The organism is uncultured Senegalimassilia sp. (genome assembly GCF_934636665.1).
In the GTDB taxonomy this organism is placed as follows: Bacteria; Actinomycetota; Coriobacteriia; order Coriobacteriales; family Eggerthellaceae; genus Senegalimassilia.
Window position 1 is genome coordinate 40,113 of record NZ_CAKUAT010000001.1, and the last position, 15,305, is coordinate 55,417.

14 protein-coding genes are annotated in these 15,305 nt (G+C 64.1%); 5 read left to right on the top strand and 9 right to left on the bottom strand.

All coding sequences use genetic code 11. The features are described from left to right. Positions 1 to 351: 351 nt before the first annotated feature. Positions 352 to 1,617 carry a RidA family protein gene (locus Q0G75_RS00240; RefSeq protein ID WP_294362264.1) on the bottom strand — a complete coding sequence of 422 codons (1,266 nt, stop codon included), beginning with the start codon at positions 1,615 to 1,617 and terminating at the stop codon, positions 352 to 354. A 489-nt stretch (positions 1,618 to 2,106) separates the two neighbouring features. On the opposite strand from Q0G75_RS00240, the gene Q0G75_RS00245 reads away from it, so the two are divergent. The 3 genes from Q0G75_RS00245 (at position 2,107) to Q0G75_RS00255 (ending at position 4,106) form a co-directional block, all read left to right on the top strand. Then, on the top strand, positions 2,107 to 3,129 hold the full coding sequence (locus Q0G75_RS00245; RefSeq protein WP_294414481.1) for a DUF5692 family protein: 1,023 nt from the start codon (positions 2,107 to 2,109) through the stop codon (positions 3,127 to 3,129). Further along, positions 3,084 to 3,320: a DUF5692 family protein gene (locus tag Q0G75_RS00250; protein ID WP_294414482.1), complete on the top strand. Its 237-nt coding sequence runs from the start codon at positions 3,084 to 3,086 to the stop codon at positions 3,318 to 3,320. The genes Q0G75_RS00245 and Q0G75_RS00250 overlap by 46 nt, the downstream gene beginning before the upstream one ends. Positions 3,321 to 3,383: 63 nt before the next feature. After that, entirely contained in the window at positions 3,384 to 4,106 is a 723-nt protein-coding gene (locus Q0G75_RS00255) for a TetR/AcrR family transcriptional regulator (protein WP_294414483.1), read from the top strand. On the opposite strand, the gene Q0G75_RS00260 is transcribed toward Q0G75_RS00255, so the two are convergent. From Q0G75_RS00260 to Q0G75_RS00285, 6 genes are read right to left on the bottom strand one after another with little or no spacing between them, the layout of a single operon-like run. Further along, positions 4,103 to 5,101 (bottom strand): XdhC family protein, encoded by a 999-nt coding sequence (locus Q0G75_RS00260; RefSeq protein WP_294414484.1) that lies wholly within the window; start codon positions 5,099 to 5,101, stop codon positions 4,103 to 4,105. The two genes, Q0G75_RS00255 and Q0G75_RS00260, sit on opposite strands and share 4 nt — an antisense overlap. Before the next feature lie 16 nt (positions 5,102 to 5,117). Next, entirely contained in the window at positions 5,118 to 5,918 is an 801-nt protein-coding gene (gene yqeB, locus Q0G75_RS00265; protein WP_294414485.1) for a selenium-dependent molybdenum cofactor biosynthesis protein YqeB, read from the bottom strand. After that, positions 5,906 to 6,565, bottom strand: coding sequence for a selenium cofactor biosynthesis protein YqeC (gene yqeC, locus Q0G75_RS00270; RefSeq protein ID WP_294414486.1), 660 nt, complete (start codon positions 6,563 to 6,565; stop codon positions 5,906 to 5,908). Before yqeC ends, yqeB begins: the two co-directional genes overlap by 13 nt. A gap of 5 nt (positions 6,566 to 6,570) precedes the next feature. Beyond that, positions 6,571 to 8,871, bottom strand: coding sequence for a molybdopterin cofactor-binding domain-containing protein (locus tag Q0G75_RS00275; protein ID WP_294414487.1), 2,301 nt, complete (start codon positions 8,869 to 8,871; stop codon positions 6,571 to 6,573). Next, entirely contained in the window at positions 8,864 to 9,337 is a 474-nt protein-coding gene (locus tag Q0G75_RS00280) for a 2Fe-2S iron-sulfur cluster-binding protein (protein ID WP_294414488.1), read from the bottom strand. The genes Q0G75_RS00275 and Q0G75_RS00280 overlap by 8 nt, the downstream gene beginning before the upstream one ends. Beyond that, positions 9,338 to 10,138 carry an FAD binding domain-containing protein gene (locus Q0G75_RS00285; RefSeq protein ID WP_294414489.1) on the bottom strand — a complete coding sequence of 267 codons (801 nt, stop codon included), beginning with the start codon at positions 10,136 to 10,138 and terminating at the stop codon, positions 9,338 to 9,340. 117 nt (positions 10,139 to 10,255) lie between these two features. On the opposite strand from Q0G75_RS00285, the gene Q0G75_RS00290 reads away from it, so the two are divergent. Beyond that, the gene (locus Q0G75_RS00290; protein WP_294414490.1) at positions 10,256 to 10,897 is read left to right on the top strand and encodes a nucleotidyltransferase family protein; all 642 of its coding nucleotides are present in this window, start codon (positions 10,256 to 10,258) and stop codon (positions 10,895 to 10,897) included. 210 nt (positions 10,898 to 11,107) lie between these two features. Here the strand turns inward: Q0G75_RS00290 and Q0G75_RS00295 are convergent, their stop codons facing one another. Together Q0G75_RS00295 and Q0G75_RS00300 are read right to left on the bottom strand one after the other, a co-directional pair. Beyond that, positions 11,108 to 12,595: a nucleobase:cation symporter-2 family protein gene (locus tag Q0G75_RS00295; RefSeq protein WP_294414491.1), complete on the bottom strand. Its 1,488-nt coding sequence runs from the start codon at positions 12,593 to 12,595 to the stop codon at positions 11,108 to 11,110. A gap of 350 nt (positions 12,596 to 12,945) precedes the next feature. After that, on the bottom strand, positions 12,946 to 13,923 hold the full coding sequence (locus tag Q0G75_RS00300; RefSeq protein ID WP_294414492.1) for a diaminopimelate dehydrogenase: 978 nt from the start codon (positions 13,921 to 13,923) through the stop codon (positions 12,946 to 12,948). 358 nt (positions 13,924 to 14,281) lie between these two features. Between Q0G75_RS00300 and Q0G75_RS00305 the strand changes: the two genes are divergently transcribed. Beyond that, positions 14,282 to 15,205 (top strand): LysR family transcriptional regulator, encoded by a 924-nt coding sequence (locus Q0G75_RS00305; protein ID WP_294414493.1) that lies wholly within the window; start codon positions 14,282 to 14,284, stop codon positions 15,203 to 15,205. The last annotated feature ends 100 nt before the right edge of the window (positions 15,206 to 15,305 follow it).

Here is a 15,305-nt window from a genome sequence, read left to right on the forward strand (position 1 = left end):
CATGCCCAGGTCTTTCCCCATAAAGCAAGACCATGTGGCGAATCTCAAGCCAAAAGGCCGCCGCAGCAAGCGCTACGGCGGCCTGATCGCACGGGAAGGCAAGGACCAACGCCCGGATACGCTGGCGCTGCCGCCCTAAGGACGCATCATCATGAGGCAAGCGCTATGACGCCCGAAGCTGCCGCGCCGGCCCCGCCCCGCAGCACGCGAACGTTGCAACCACCCCTATTCGCAATGCCCACACTCACACGCCAACCTTCCCCAAACACAAGAAAGGGAACGGGCGAAATCCCGTTCCCTTTCCAAAACCATCGGTTGCCCGATGATCGACAAGGATCCGCGGATGATGCGCTAGGCGATCGGCGGGGTGCCCTCGAAGTTGCCGAAGATGGCGTCGATCTGGATGGCGGCGCCCATGGGCAGGTTCGCAACGCCGACCACGCGACGAGCGGGGGTTCCCTCGGGGAAGAACTGAGCGTACACCTCGTTGACGGCGTCCATGTCGTTCATGTCCTTCACGAAGATGTTCACCTTGACGCAGTCCTCCAGGACATGGTCAACGCTCTCGATGATGGCCTTGATGTTCTTCAGAGCCTGCTCGGTCTCGGCCTTCACGCCGCCGGCGACCAGCGCGCCCGTTGCCGGGTCAACGCCGAGCTGGGCGGAGATGTTGTTGTAGTGGGAGAACGCCACGGTCTGGGAGGACAGCTCGTCCTTCGGAGCGTTGGCGATGTTGTTGGCCTCGATGATCAGGCCATGACGGGCCTCAACGGCCTGCGGCGGGGTGCCGTCGCCGTGGGAGCACACGGCCTCGATCTGCACGAGCGCATGCTGCGGCAGGTCGGCGACCTCGACCACGGTGCGGGCCGGCAGGTAGTTGACGGCGCGGGCGATGCCCGAATCCGGGAAGAAGCGCTTGTAGATCTCGTTCATGGCCTCAACGTCGCCGAGGTCCTTCAGGAAGACGGTGACCTTGACGATGTCGTCGAACGGAACATCCATGGCAGTCAGGACGGCCTTGATGTTCTTCAGGCACTGAGCGGTCTGCTCCTGCACGCCGCCCATGACGATCTGGTTGGAAACCGGGTCGATCGGCAGCTGAGCGGTGATGTTGTTGTAGTGGGAGAACGCCACAGACTGCGTGGACATCGCGTCGAACGGGGCGTTGTGGGTGTTGTTGGCGTACTTGACCAGGTCGCCGGCCTGGGGCTCGTTCGGGATGGTGCCTTCGCCGTTGGTGAGCAGAGCCTCAACCTGGACCAGGGCGCCCATGGGCAGATCGTTGACGGCAACGATGGTGCGGGCGGGCACATAGGTGGTGAAGAAGGACTTGTATGCCCTCTCCACAACGTCGATGTCCATGATGTCCTTGACGAAGATGGTGACGCGAACGACGTCGTTCAGGTCATGATCGATGCTCGCAACGATGGCTGCGATGTTGCGGAAGCACTGCTCTGCCTGCTCCTTGACACCGCCCTCGACGATTGCGCCGGTCTTAGGATCGACAGGCAGCTGGGCCGAGAGGTTGTTGTAATGGGAGAAAGCGACGGTCTGAGAGCACATCGGGCACTTCGGTGCGTTCTCGGTGTTCCTTGCCACTACCACGTTATCCGCCATGGCAATACCCTTTCTGTTGACAGCCTTCAATGAGGTTGCGCAAATACGTTTTCCCACGACTTGCGTCAGAGCGCATTAAACTTGACGGCGATTGTCATTGTCAATCGATTTTCGAGAAATTCGTTGCCAGCTTCTATCGGTTGAATCCCGTGAATCTATGCCGAAAAATGATTGGCAGATCCCATAATCCTTATGTTTCGGCGCGTATTTTCCAGCGAAACCCTGTTCATTCCGCATACCGTTTGGTGCATTTTCAGACCAAAGTTTTTCCAACCGTTACCGTTCCGTCAATCACGTTTCCCGGCGAAAAACAGCCGTTTGCCGTCGAAGCCCCTCCTTGACGAATCAAGGGTGAACCGTCAAGCCAACGGAAAAAGCCCTTGCTACACTCTCGCCAAAGGGAGCGGGCCGAGCCGGATGAACGCCGTCGCAAGATAGCCGAACGGCGCCCCGGACGGCCCGCAAGCATACAAGGAGGAGGGATCCGCCATGTTTTTCTACGAGCCGCTATCGGCGACGGCATGCGTGAGCGTGTTGCTGTACCTGGCATTTCTGATCGGCATGAACGAGTTGTCGCGCTTGAACAAATGGGTAGGCGCGGTCATTTTCATCGCGCTGCCGGTCGTTCTGACCGTCTTCGTCTGGCCCCACACCGCGGTCGAGGGCACAGGTGCCGGCACTTGGTTCCAGTGGGTGAAAACCTACTCGTGCTTGGCCGGAGCCATCTTGGGCTGGCTGATCGTCTACTTCCCCGCCTTCCAGAAGAAGTACATCGTCTGCATACCGCCCATCATCTTCGCCATCAACATCCTTGAGGCGTGCATCCGCGACTTCCAGCTCACGGGCGTCAACGGCATCGTCGACGGCTACATGGTGGTCGGCGGCCCGTGGAACGTCATGAACGGCGTCGCCGGTATCTTGAACGCCATCTGCATCTGCGGCTTCTTCGGCATCATCGTCAGCCGCGGCAAGAAGAAGGACTACGTCTGGCCCGATCAGCTGTGGTTCTGGATCATCGGCTACGACCTGTGGAACTTCGCCTACACCTACAACAGCGTCTCCGACCGCTCCATGTACTGCGGCCTAGTGCTTCTGGCCGCCTGCACCATCCCGGCGTTCTTCATCAAGCGCGGCGCCTACGCGCAGCACCGCGTCCGCACGCTTGCCGTGAACATGATCGTCACCATGACCATCCCCTGGTTCTTCCTGCATCCGGCGTTCGTCGTCCATTCCACCAACAACCCTGCAGCTCACATGACCATCTCAGTCATCGCGCTCATCTTCAACGCGGGCGTGTTCATCTACCAGGCCTACACGATCTTCGGCAAGAAGCGCAACCCCTTCAAGCAGGAGCTCTACATCGACAACCCGCGCTTCCGCAGGGTGTACCTCGAGAGCATCGACGTTCCCGAAGGCCAGCGCGAGGCCGCGCTTGCCAACCTGGAGGAGTTCGGCTACGCAGCCGCATGGGACGAGAAGGGCCGCGTCAAAACCATGGTGGAGCGCCCGTAACGTTCGCCGAGATTCCCACGACCCACAACCCGAACGCGTTCTTCGCGGTCAGCCTGGTGGCGCTCATCGCCAATGTGGCCCTTGCCGCCTACCAGCTACGCCGAATCCGCGCACGGCGCCTTAACCCGCTCAAAGACGAGCTCTATAATGACGCGAAGAGCTATCAAGAGGTCGTCGAGGAGAATCGCTAATCCGCAGCGAACCACGCCTGAGCACACGCGGCGCGGCGGCTTCCCCGCATGCAAAGGAGCCCCGTGTCTGCACTGGACAGCAAGCCGATACCCGGATTCGATCCTGACCTGCCGCACCCCGTCACGCGGCAGGTCAGGCAGAGCGTGCGGCTTGAAGGCACCGCTGGCGACATCATGCTGGCGGCGCGCGAGCTTTACGAAACCGAAGGGGTCGCCGTCACCAGCATGGCCGCCATCGCCCGCAAAGCGGGCGTGGCGCGCAGCCTTCTCTACTATTATTTCCCCGACAAACAAGCCGTCACCGATGCCGTGATCGAGGACTATCTTGAGGATCTCGTCGAAAGCGTGTCCACCTGGAACGAGCTGCGCGCGTTCGGCGAAACCCCCTCGGAACTGAAAAACTGCGTGTCCATGCTGCGACGCGCGCTTTACACCGCATCGGGCGATCCTCGCCCGATGTTCTCCGTGCTCGAAGAGCTCGGCCTGCGCGACCGCTTCGCCACGCAGGCCGTCCGCGAGGTGGTGGCATGTATCCAGAACTACATCGTGTCCGAATACATGGCGTACCGAACCATCGAGATTCAGCTGATCCCTGAAACGTTCGGCCTGCTCATATTCGGGTTAGCGGGGATGATGAAGGCCAAGCCCGACATCACCGACGACGAGCTTGCAACGCTTATCGCCCAAACGCTTCGTCTTGACATGACGGTGATCGATCCGCCGCCTTGGCCCGAACACCCTGATGCGCCTTCGCGCCCGGCGCCGTCCTCCGATGGCGCAGCTTAGCACGTAGCTCGGTGCAGGATGCACTCGGCGGCTATGCTGACGGCTATCTCCTCGGGCGTTTCCGCCTTGATATCCAAGCCTATGGGCATATGCACGGCGTCAAGCGCCGACTCGGGGATTCCCGCTTCCAGCATGCGCTCGCGCGCCGTGGCAATCTTGCGCCGCGAGCCCATGAACCCCACGTACGCCAACGGCTGGCGGAGCACCTGCTCCAGCACGGCGAAATCATGGCGATGGCTGTGCGTCATGATGAGAACGTAGTCGCGCTCGTCAAGAGCTAGGGAGGCGGCAATGTCGCTGTAATCCCCCACGATAACCTGCTGCGCACCATGGGATTTGCCGACGTTCGCGAACTCCGGGCGGCAGTCGAACAGCGTGCAGGAAAACCCTACGCTCGACAGGACCGAAACGGTGGCGCTGCCCACATGCCCGCCGCCGAACACCACGGCGCGAACCGGCAAGGGAACGGGCAGCATGAGCCAACCGTCCGCGATGCAGCGCCCCTTCTGGCCGCGAACCCGATCGCCCGGCGCGGCGCCATCGCCTGCGAGCAAGACCCCATCGGCGTCGAGCAACGCGACGCCTTCGTCGGATTGCGGCAGGTCATCGCGGCAACTTAACGCCAGGTACGCCGGTGTGCGCTGCTCGAAGCAGCGCAGCAGCTCGCTGGCAACCTTGGCCCACACCGCGCTGCCGCCGCATATCGGAACGTACAGCAAGCTTGCGCTTCCGCCGCAGACCATGCCCAGGCGCTCCTCAAGGCCCATGCTCTCGAAGCGGTGCGCCTTGCCCCCCAGCAGACGACGCGCGCAGGCTATGCCGTGCGCCTCGATGGCGCCTCCGCCGATGGTACCGCACACCAGCCCGTCGGCGGACACCAACATGAGCGTTCCCGCCTTGCGCGGCGTGGAGTCCTTGCTTTCTGCCACCGCGACCAGCACCAACGGCTCGCCCGCACGGCAAGCGCCTGCGATATGCTCTGCGATCTTGCGCATCTTCCCACCTCACGCCCTATCGGGCCGAAAACGTTCCACTCAAATGAAGGATGGCCTCCAGCACGCCGCCCGCAACCGCCAGGCCCTTGTCCGAGACCAGCCCGCAGTAGCCGCTTTCGCCGCGCGGGTCCACGTCGCCGCACTTCAAGCCCTGGTGAACCTGCACCCCATCGGCTATCAGGCCGCGCAAAACGCCCGTGAGCGTGGCGACCACGGGAGCATCCCCCGCATACGCCACAACCTGGCCTTCCTCAACATGGTCGCCTATGACCGCAACACCGCGGAACACGCCGTCGCAAGGAGCACGCAGCACGCGCTCGCCCGCAAAACCGCCCACCAGCCCGGGCACCGCGGTGTTCGGCAGCGCCGAGCCCTCGTAGTATGCACGGCCCAGAGTGTGCCCGCGCATGGTCTCCACCACGGCATGGCAATCCACGCCCGCCGTGAAGCCCGGGCCGACTCCGACGACGATGGGGGCCATATCCATGGAAGTACCTAGGTTGCGCTTAGCCAACACGGCATCGACCACCACGTCAGGCGCCACGTCGTTGACGCACGCGCACGCGGGGTCCACCAAAACGGGAATGACGTCTTCACGCGAAAGCAGCTCCAAGGCATGGGAAGCATCCCGCACCCGCACAGCCGTCACACCTTCCACCTGGGCTTTCCCCATGTGAACGGCCTCGCTGAAGGCCACGGTGCGGCGCACCGTCAAAGGCTGCTCTATCTCGGTCATAAGCACGGAAGCGCCGCATCGCACAAGGCGCAGCGCGATGGCGCTGGCGATATCGCCGGCGCCGCGGATCACCGCAAGCATCGAAGATCGTCCCTCCAAAGGCTTCCCGCCACCACCGGCGTCTCGCACAGCGCTGCGATGCGCTGCGCCGCCCGCCAGTCGGCGGGAGTTTCCACCTTGTTGATCAAAACCACGTCATGAAGCCCCTCGGTGCACAACACCGCCGCCACCGCCTCGGGCGTGACCGCGTCATCGACGGAAACGCCGGCCAGCTGTGCGAAGCGCTGTGGCCGGTGGCACGTCTGAGAAACGGGGGCGCCTATGCCATCGACCCCGACCACGCACACCGTCCGCCCTGCGCACGCAGGGATGACCGGCTCGTGCTCGGCATGCGCCTTCAGCGGGAGCTTCTTCGCCCCGTCGGCCTCCACCAGCACGTAGTCCGCCAAGCGCACCAGGTCTGCGAACGCCACCCGCGGCTCGGCCAACTTCCCCGTGGGCAGATGGATGGAGCCCGCGCACACGACGGGAGCTTCCGAAAGCGCCGCCCGCACGTCATCGGGCGATGCGCTAAGCACCACGGGGCACCAATCGGGCACGTACATCTTCGTGCTCGTGGCCACGACCACGCGCGCATCGCGCGACAGCTCCTCGGCCAAGGCGCGCAAAAGCGTGGACTTGCCGCCACCGCCGATGATGGCCGTAAGCCCACGCTGGATATGTAGCAAGCTGCTTAAGATTCCCGCTCCTCCGGTTTCGCCAGAAGGATGTGCTCGGGAAGGATAGGCAGCTCGCGATGCCACACGCCCGTTGCCCGGTAGATGGCCTGCGCCAACGCAGGGCCCGGCGTGTTGATGACGATCTCGCCGATGGACTTCGCGCCGAACGGGCCCGTGGGCTCGTAGGAATGCTCGAACTCCACGTTGATACGCCCCGTGTCCAGACGGGTGGGCAAACGGTACGTGAACAGGCTCGATTCGCGGATGGCGCCCTTGGGCGTGCGGGTGACGTCCTCCATGAGCGTATGCCCGATGCCCTGCACGATGCCGCCTTCCACCTGGATGCGCGCGAGCGCCGGGTTGATGGGGATGCCGCAATCGACCACGGCGGCGTAGTCGAGCACCTCCACCACGCCGGTCTCGCGGTCAAGCTCGATCTCCACCATGCCAACCATATACGGCGGCGGGGACACCGGCGAGGAATGCTGCGCAGTGGCCTCCGGGGCAAGGCTGCAGTTGCACTGGCTTTTCGCAGCGACCTCGGGCAGCGAGACCGTGCGTCCCGTTGCTTCGTGGCGCACGCATCCGCCTTCGAAGCTCAGCTCGGCCGCATCGCAGCCGAGCACCTCGGCGGCGATGGCGCACAGGCGCTCCTTGAGCTGCGCGCACGCCTTCTCCACCGCCATGCCCGTGACATAGGTGGTGGAAGACGCATACGAACCGGAATCATACGGGGACGCATCGGTGTCGGCGCCGAATACGCTCACGGCTTCCAGCGGGCATTCCATGTGCTCGGCGACCATTTGAGCCAGGATGGTGTCGCAACCCGTGCCCATGTCGGCCGCGGCGATGAGCAGCATGTATCCCCCGTCGTCGTTGAGCTTGACGGTGACCGATCCCACGTCGATGCCGGAGATGCCCGAACCCTGCATGGACATGGCAACGCCGGCGGCGCGCACCTTGCCGTTGCCCATGTCGCGTACGGGGAACTTCTCCTTCCAACCGAACATGTCGCTGCAGTGCTGCATGCAGCGGTCCAGGGCGCAGGCGTTGGCCACCTCGCCGAAGTAGGCCGGCATGGACATGCCTTCGCGCACCATGTTCTGCTCACGCAGCTCCACCGGGTCGCGGCCCAGCTTCGCCGCCAGCTCGTTGACGGCGGTTTCCACGGCGAACTGACCCTGCGTGGCGCCGAAGCCGCGGTACGCGCCCGACGGCTGCATGTTCGTATACACCACGTTGGCGTCGAACTTGAACGCCTCGAGCGAGCCGGTGTACAGCGGGATGGACTTGTGGCCGGTCAGGCCGACCGTGGCCCAACCGTGCTCGCCATAGGCGCCCGAGTTCGACAGCGTGGTCACCCCAAGCGCGCGGATGCGGCCGTCGTTGTTCGCACCCAGGCGGATCTTGATCTCCATCTCATGACGCGGTGACCCGCAGGTTTGCGATTCCCTGCGCGAGAACACGCACAAGGCCGGACGCCCCGTCTTCATGGTGACGAACGCGGGGTACACCTCGCACACCGCGGTCTGCTTCGCGCCGAAGCCGCCGCCGATGCGAGGCTTCTCCACGCGGATGCGGCTTTTCGGGATGCCAAGCGCGTGCGAGAGGATGCGGCGAACATGGTAGACGATCTGCGTGGACGAGATCACGTGGAGCCTGCCGTAGCGGTCCAGCTGGGTGAACGTGCGGAACGTCTCCATCATGGCCTGGTTGTACGCCTTCGTGTGGTAGGTGCGCTCCAGCATCACGTCGCAATCGGCCAGCACGGCCTCGATGTCGCCGCCGGCGTCGGAGGTGGTGCCCACCAGGTTGCGCGTGTTGTCGCCGCCCAGGTCGCACAGCATATGCCAGTTGTCCTCAGGGTGCACCAGCACGGGGTTGTCCTTCGCAGTGCGGAAATCCAGGACGGGCTCCAGCACGTCGTACTCCACCTTGATGCGCGAAAGGGCGGTTTGCGCCGCCTTCTCGTTCTCGGCCGCCACGATGGCCACCACGTCGCCCACGAAGCGCACGTGCCGGTCGATGATCAGGCGGTCGTAGGGGCTGGTTTCAGGGTAGGTCTGCCCGGCGTTGGAGAAACGCTGATCGGGCACGTCCTCCCAGGTGTAGACGTCCACCACGCCGGGCACCTTCTTGGCCTTCGACGTATCGATGGTCTTCACCATGGCGTTGGCGTGGGGGCTTCGCAGGAGCTTAACCACCAGCGCATCGGGTGCGATGTCCTCGGTATAGACGGGCTTGCCCAGCAGAAGCTGCATCGAGTCCTTCTTGCGGACCGATTTGCCCACGGAGCGATATTCGGGCCTATCCACGCTCGACCTCCTTGCCATGCTTTTCGTCCAGGAAGGCGCGGATGCCGCGCAGCTGTCCCACGTAGCCCGAGCAACGGCACAGGTTGCCGCTCAGGTACGCCAGGATCTCATCGTCGGTGGGATCGGGGTTCTCGCGCAGCAGCGCGATGGTGTTCATCACGAAGCCGGGGTTGCAGAAGCCGCACTGCTCGGCGCCCTGGTCGGCGATGAAGCCCACGAACTCCGAAGCCTCTGCCTGCAGGCCTTCCAGCGTGCAGACGCTGCGGCCGTTGGCGCGGGCGGCCAACGTGGAGCAGGAAAGCACGGGCACGTCGTTGAGCATCACCGTGCACAGACCGCACGCGGACGTCTCGCAGCCGCGCTTGACGCTTTTGCATCCGTGGGCGCGCACGAAATCGATGAGCAGCATGTCGGCGGGGATGTCGTCGACCACCGTTTTGCCGTTCAGCTTGATCTTGACTTCCATCTAGCGCACCTCCCCTAACGCCAGCAGGGCGCGGCGCACGAGCACGGGCGCAAGCGCGCGGCGGTACTCGGCGCTGCCCCACATGTTCCCGGAAACGCGGATGCTTTCCGCGGCGTGCTCGGCGAAGGCCGCAGCGCTTGCCTCGGTGATGCCGTCGGCAAGGATGCCCCGGTCATCGCGCAAAAGCACGGCACGACCCGGGCGTGCGCCCACCGTCACGCGGTACTCGTCGCCCACCCTCGCCGCCATGCAGTTGATCGTGGGAAGGTCGGTGCGCTGCTTGCGCACGGCCTGGTACGCGAAGGCGCCGGGGCGCTTCTTGACGATAAGGCGCACGAGGATGTCCTTGTCGTAGGGCATGTTCACGAACCGTTCCAGGGGCACGATGCCGCCTTCATGCAGCTCAACGTAGCTGTCCATGGCAAGAAACGCCGTGACGATGTCGGAGAAACCCATGCGACGCCACAGGCTTCCGCCCAGCGTGGCGCCGTTGCGGAACTGCACGCCCACGATGTCTTGGAACGCCGCCTTGATGGCGCCGCAGGAATAGGCGTCAAGGCCGGCATGGGTTTCCATCTGGCGCAGGGTGACCATGGCGCCGATGCGGAACTCCTCGTCGGTCTCCTCGATGGTGTCCAAGCCCAGATCGCACAGGTCGATGGCGGTGCCGAACGAATGGTTGCCCATCTTCAGCCACATCATGCCCGCCACCACGCGATTGCGCTTCTTCTGGTTCAGCTCCCAAGCCTCCTGCAGGCTTTGCGGGCGCTCATATTTCTGAAAGGTAATAATGATGCACACCCCGTTGCTTGAGGTTTATAGAAACGTACATATTATACTGTGGCCAGGGAATCCTTCGAAAGCCCCGCACACCGAACCCGACCGACCGACCATCGAATCTGCAAAGGCGAACCAACCATGACCAGCCCCATTGAAACCCCGAACGCCGTACACGGCTGCATCATCATGGCATCGGGCCTGGGCAGGCGCTTCGGGTCGAACAAGCTTATGGCTAGCCTTGACGGCGCGGCGCTTATAGCCCACGCGATCAAGGCCTGCGACGGGTTGTTCGCGAAACGCGTGGCGGTCACGCGCCACGAGGACGTGGCGAAGCTGTGCCGCAGCTTAGGCGTGGAAGCCATCCTGCATGACGAACCGCTCAGAAGCGACACCGTGCGCCTGGGGATGCAGGCCATGGGCGGGTGCGATACGGTCACGTTCATCCAGGCGGACCAGCCGCTCATCAGCGCGAACACCCTTGCCGCCCTGCTCCGCGGCGCCGAGGCGCACCCCGAGCTCATTTGGCGCGTCAGCTTCCAGGGCACACCGGGCGCACCCGTGTTGTTCCCCAGCTGGGCCTTCGACGAGCTGCGCGCGCTCCCGCCCGGCAAGGGCGGCGGCTTCGTAGCCAAAGCGCATGCGCGACGCGTGCGTTGCGTTGAAGCCGCTAGCGAATGGGAGCTGTTCGATGTGGACACCGTGCAGGACCTGGAGGTGCTGCAGGCGCACATGAGGGAATGCCGAGATGCCGCCATGAGCGGCCAAAGCCCGATCGGATAGCCAAACGAGCCATCAGGCGTGCCACGCACATGCCGCAAAACCGCACAACACGACGGAGCAAGCCATCAGGCGCGCCAGCACGCCGCCAGCTAAGCCGCACGACACCGCAGGACAGGGCTCGCCCATCCGCAAAAGCCCCTGAAAGCCCGAAATGCCCGGCAGGTCACGCAGACCTACCGGGCATTCTCATCATATATGCGTCGCGAAAGGCTATACGTCTGCGTCGCTTTGGGTAATTTCCTTATCCTTGGGGAGCACGATGTTCAAGATGATGGCCATGGCCGCCGCGGCAACGATGCCGGAGCCGCCGAAGATCAGGCTAACCATCTGGGGAGCGCCTGCCAAAACCGCCGGGTTGGCGCCGATGCCGTAGCCCAGGCCCAAGGCCACCGACACGATGCTCAGATTGCGCGGGGTCAAAGGCTCGCGCGTGATGAGCTGGATGCCGCTGACCACGATGGAGGCGAACATGATGACGGCCGCGCCGCCCAGAACGGACTGCGGCATGATGGAGACCACCGCGCCCAGCTTCGGGCACAAACCGCATAAGATCAGGAACACCGCGCCGCAGGCCAGGGCCTTGCGGTTGACCATCTTCGTCATGGTGACCAGGCCGACGTTCTGGCTGAACGAGGTGTTCGGCAATACGCCGAACAGGGCCGCCGCGGTGGAGCCCAAGCCGTCGCAGATCACGCCGCCGGAAAGCTCCTTGTCGGTGGCCTCGCGGTTCATGCCGCCCTGCGTGACGCCGGAGATGTCGCCGACGGTCTCGACGGCGGTGACCACGAACATCACGAGCACGGGGGCGATGGCGCGCATGTCGAACACAGGCGCCACGGGCAACGGGTTGGGCACGGCGAACCATGCCGCTGCGGCAACCTTATCCCAGTTCAAAACCCATGCCTTCGTATATTCGACGCCGTTCGCGTCGACACCGGTGGTGGGCAGGACCATGCCCATGATGCCCGCCGCGATATAGCCGACGATGATGCCGACCAAAATGGAGGATGCGCTCAAAAACCCGGTGGTCGCGTGCTTGACCGCCAAAATGACCACCAGCACGACAAGCGCCAGGCACAGGTTCTCAAACGAGCCGAAGTCTTTGGCGCTGGCGCCGCCGCCGAAGGTGTTCACGCCGACGCTGATCAAGCTCAAGCCGATGGAGAGCACCACCGTGCCCGTGACCACGGCCGGGAAGAACCGGCGCAGGGGCTTGAGGAAAAAGCCAAGCACGGCCTCGAACAGGCCGCCGATGATGGAAGCGCCCATGATGGCACCGTAGGCCAACAGGCCGCCGCCCATGGATGCCGCCACGGAGTTAAACACGCCGATGAAGCCTGAGGACGTGCCCATGATGATGGGCACCCTGCCGCCGATGGGGCCGACGCCGAACAGCTGGACCAAAGTCACCACGCCAGCGATCCACATGGCGTTTTGCAGCAGCGCCAGCTGCACGTCCGCGAACTCCGCACCCGCCAGGCCGCACGCGCCCGTGACGATCAAAAGCGGCGTCAGGTTGCCCACGAACATCGCCAGCACGTGCTGCAGGCCCAGCGGAATGGCCTGCGCCATCGACATGTCGCCCTCGAACGAGAAAACGCCGAGCGACTTTGCGTTACCGGAGGTTTCCTCCGAAGCAGCGGCCGAGCAATCCTTCTCCTGAGGCTGCTCTACCGCCTCCGGCTTCTCATCTACCATGCACATCCCCCTTCCAAAGGACGGAAACTGCAAAAAAATAGCACCCTGGCGCGTCTTTTTGAAGAAGGCATGGAGTAATTTACACGTACGTGACATTTTCGGGCACGCCCATGGCAGCCCCAAACGCAAAGCGGGAGCGCCGCCCGTTCGGCAACGCCCCCGCCTACATGCGCCATGAGCGCCTTGCGGCAGCATGCCGACGCCTTCAACGCAAACCCGTCATTCAGAAAAGATGCGGCTTCAAGTCAAAGAAAACGGCCGCCTCGATTACGGGACGGCCGCAAACATCATGAAAAGAAGCCCCGCTCGCGGAAGCCGGGCACGTGCCCGGCCCCTTCGCCGCGCCGCCCTTACAGCATGTGGGCGCGCAGCTCTTCGCCGCTTACGGGCGAAAGATAGGCGGGCGCGATGTCGAACACGGTCTTGCAGCCCTTCGCGCCCTCGGAGGCCAAGCGCGCGACCGCGCGAGCGTAGGACACCAGCACGCAGGCGGTGAACTCGGGGTTGGAGCCCAGGTCGAGCGAGTACTCGATGCGGCAATCCTTGCCGCCGGCCGTGGTGCCCGTGCGGATGACGAAGCCGCCGTGCGGCAGCCCCGCGTGGTCGCGATCAAGCTCTTCCTGGCTGATGAAGTTCACCGTGACGTCGTACTCGTCGAAGTAGTTCGGCATCTCGACGATCTGCTTCTCCACCGCCTGGGCGTCGGCGCCCTCCTCGAGCACCACCCAGCACTCGCGGGTGTGCTTCTGGCGCGTGGTCAGCTGCGGGTTGCCGCCGGCGCGCACCGCCTCGAGCGCGGCAGGCACGGGGATGGTGTACTGGCGCGCATCGGCCACGCCGGGGATGCGGCGCAGCGCGTCGGAGTGCCCCTGGGAAACCCCGCGGCCCCAGAACGTGTAGTCCGCGCCCTGCGGCAGGATGCAGTTGGCGTACAGGCGGTTCAGCGAGAACAGACCCGGGTCCCAGCCGCAGGAGATGAGCGCGCACGTGCCGGCCTCGCGGGCGGCCGCGTCGACGTTCGCGAAATGCGCGGGAATGTTGGCGTGCGTGTCGAACGAGTCCACCACGTTGTACAGCGCCGCGTACTTCGGCGTCTGCTCGGGCAGGTCGGTGGCGCTGCCGCCGCACAGGATGAGCACGTCGATGTCCTCGTTGCCGGTCTCAAGGTCGGCCACGGAACGGACGGGCACGCCCTCGGTGGCGATGCTCACGCTTGCGGGGTCGCGGCGCGTGTACACCGCTGCGAGCTCCATGTCGTCGTTCTGGCGAATGGCCAGCTCAACGCCACGTCCAAGGTTTCCGTATCCCAAAATGCCGATGCGAGTCATTTCGCTTCCTTTCCCGATGCGGCGATGCAGGGCCGCGATAGTGCCTGAAAAACGCTTCCATGATACGCGTATCGCGCGCCGAACCCGCAAGCGCCGCGCAATTTCCGCATACCAACCGTATAGGGAAACAGCCGCGAAGCCCTCGCGGCACATCGGCAAGCCCGTACGCGGCACGACAGCGAACACTTGCTCGCGGCGCAACGGCGAACGCCCCGTCCGCAGCACCGCAGCCGACCCCCGCGCAACACCGCCCGACAGTCCGCTCGCAGCAGCGGCAATCCCACGCACGGCGTCCGGCGCGCGTATCGATCCAGCGATATCCTACCGGGCCCCTTCCCTTCCTGTTAGAATACGGCCCATGAAACTGCAACAGCTCAGATACGTCATCCAAGTAGCCGAATCCGGGTCGCTTACCGCGGCGGCGGAGAAGCTCTTCATCGCGCAGCCCAGCCTTTCCAAGGCGGTCTCGGAGCTTGAGCGCGAGATGGACATCACCATCTTCACGCGCTCGCGCACCGGCGTCGTGCCCACCGAGGAGGGCATGCGCTTCCTTTCGCGCGCCCGCCAGGTCATCGAGCAAGCCGACCTTCTGGAAGGCGAATACAAGGGCACCGACCGCATCCGCCGCGTGTTCGGCATATCCACCCAGCATTACGCCTTCGTGGTGAACGCGTTCGTCTCGCTCGTGCGCGAATACGACCGCAACCGCTACGAGTTCTCGCTGCGCGAGACGTCCACCGCCGGCATCATCGACGACGTGCGGGTGCAGCGCAGCGAGCTGGGCGTGCTGTACCGCTGCGACTTCAACGAAAGCGTCATCTCGAACGTGGTGAAGTCGGCCGACCTGCACTTCGTACCGCTGTTCCGTGCGAAACCGCACGTGTTCGTCAGCCGCAACAGCCCGCTGGCGCGCCTTGAGCGCGCCACCCTTGCCGACCTGGCGCCCTACCCGCGCCTGAGTTACGACCAGGGCATCCGCAACTCGCTGTACTACGCCGAGGAGCTGCACATCGCCGAGGCGGTGGACAAGAGCATCGTGGTGACCGACCGCGCGACGCTGTTCAACCTGATCATCGGCCTTGACGGCTACACCATCTCAAGCGGCATCCTCTCCGAGGACCTCAATGGCAGCCAGATCGTGTCCATCCCGCTCGAAAGCCCCGAGCATATGGAGCTGGGATACGTCAAGCGCGCCGACCGCCCCCTGTCCTCGGTGGCCGAACGCTACCTGCAGCTGCTGCAGGAATACGTGAACGAATACCAGCGAGAAGCCGGCGAATAAGGGCGCCCACCCTCGCGCGCGAGCCCTTCGACGCGCGAGGCGAGCACGCTCCCGCGTGAGCGGCGCAGGCAGCGCACCTCAAGGCATGAAGAGGGTCGCC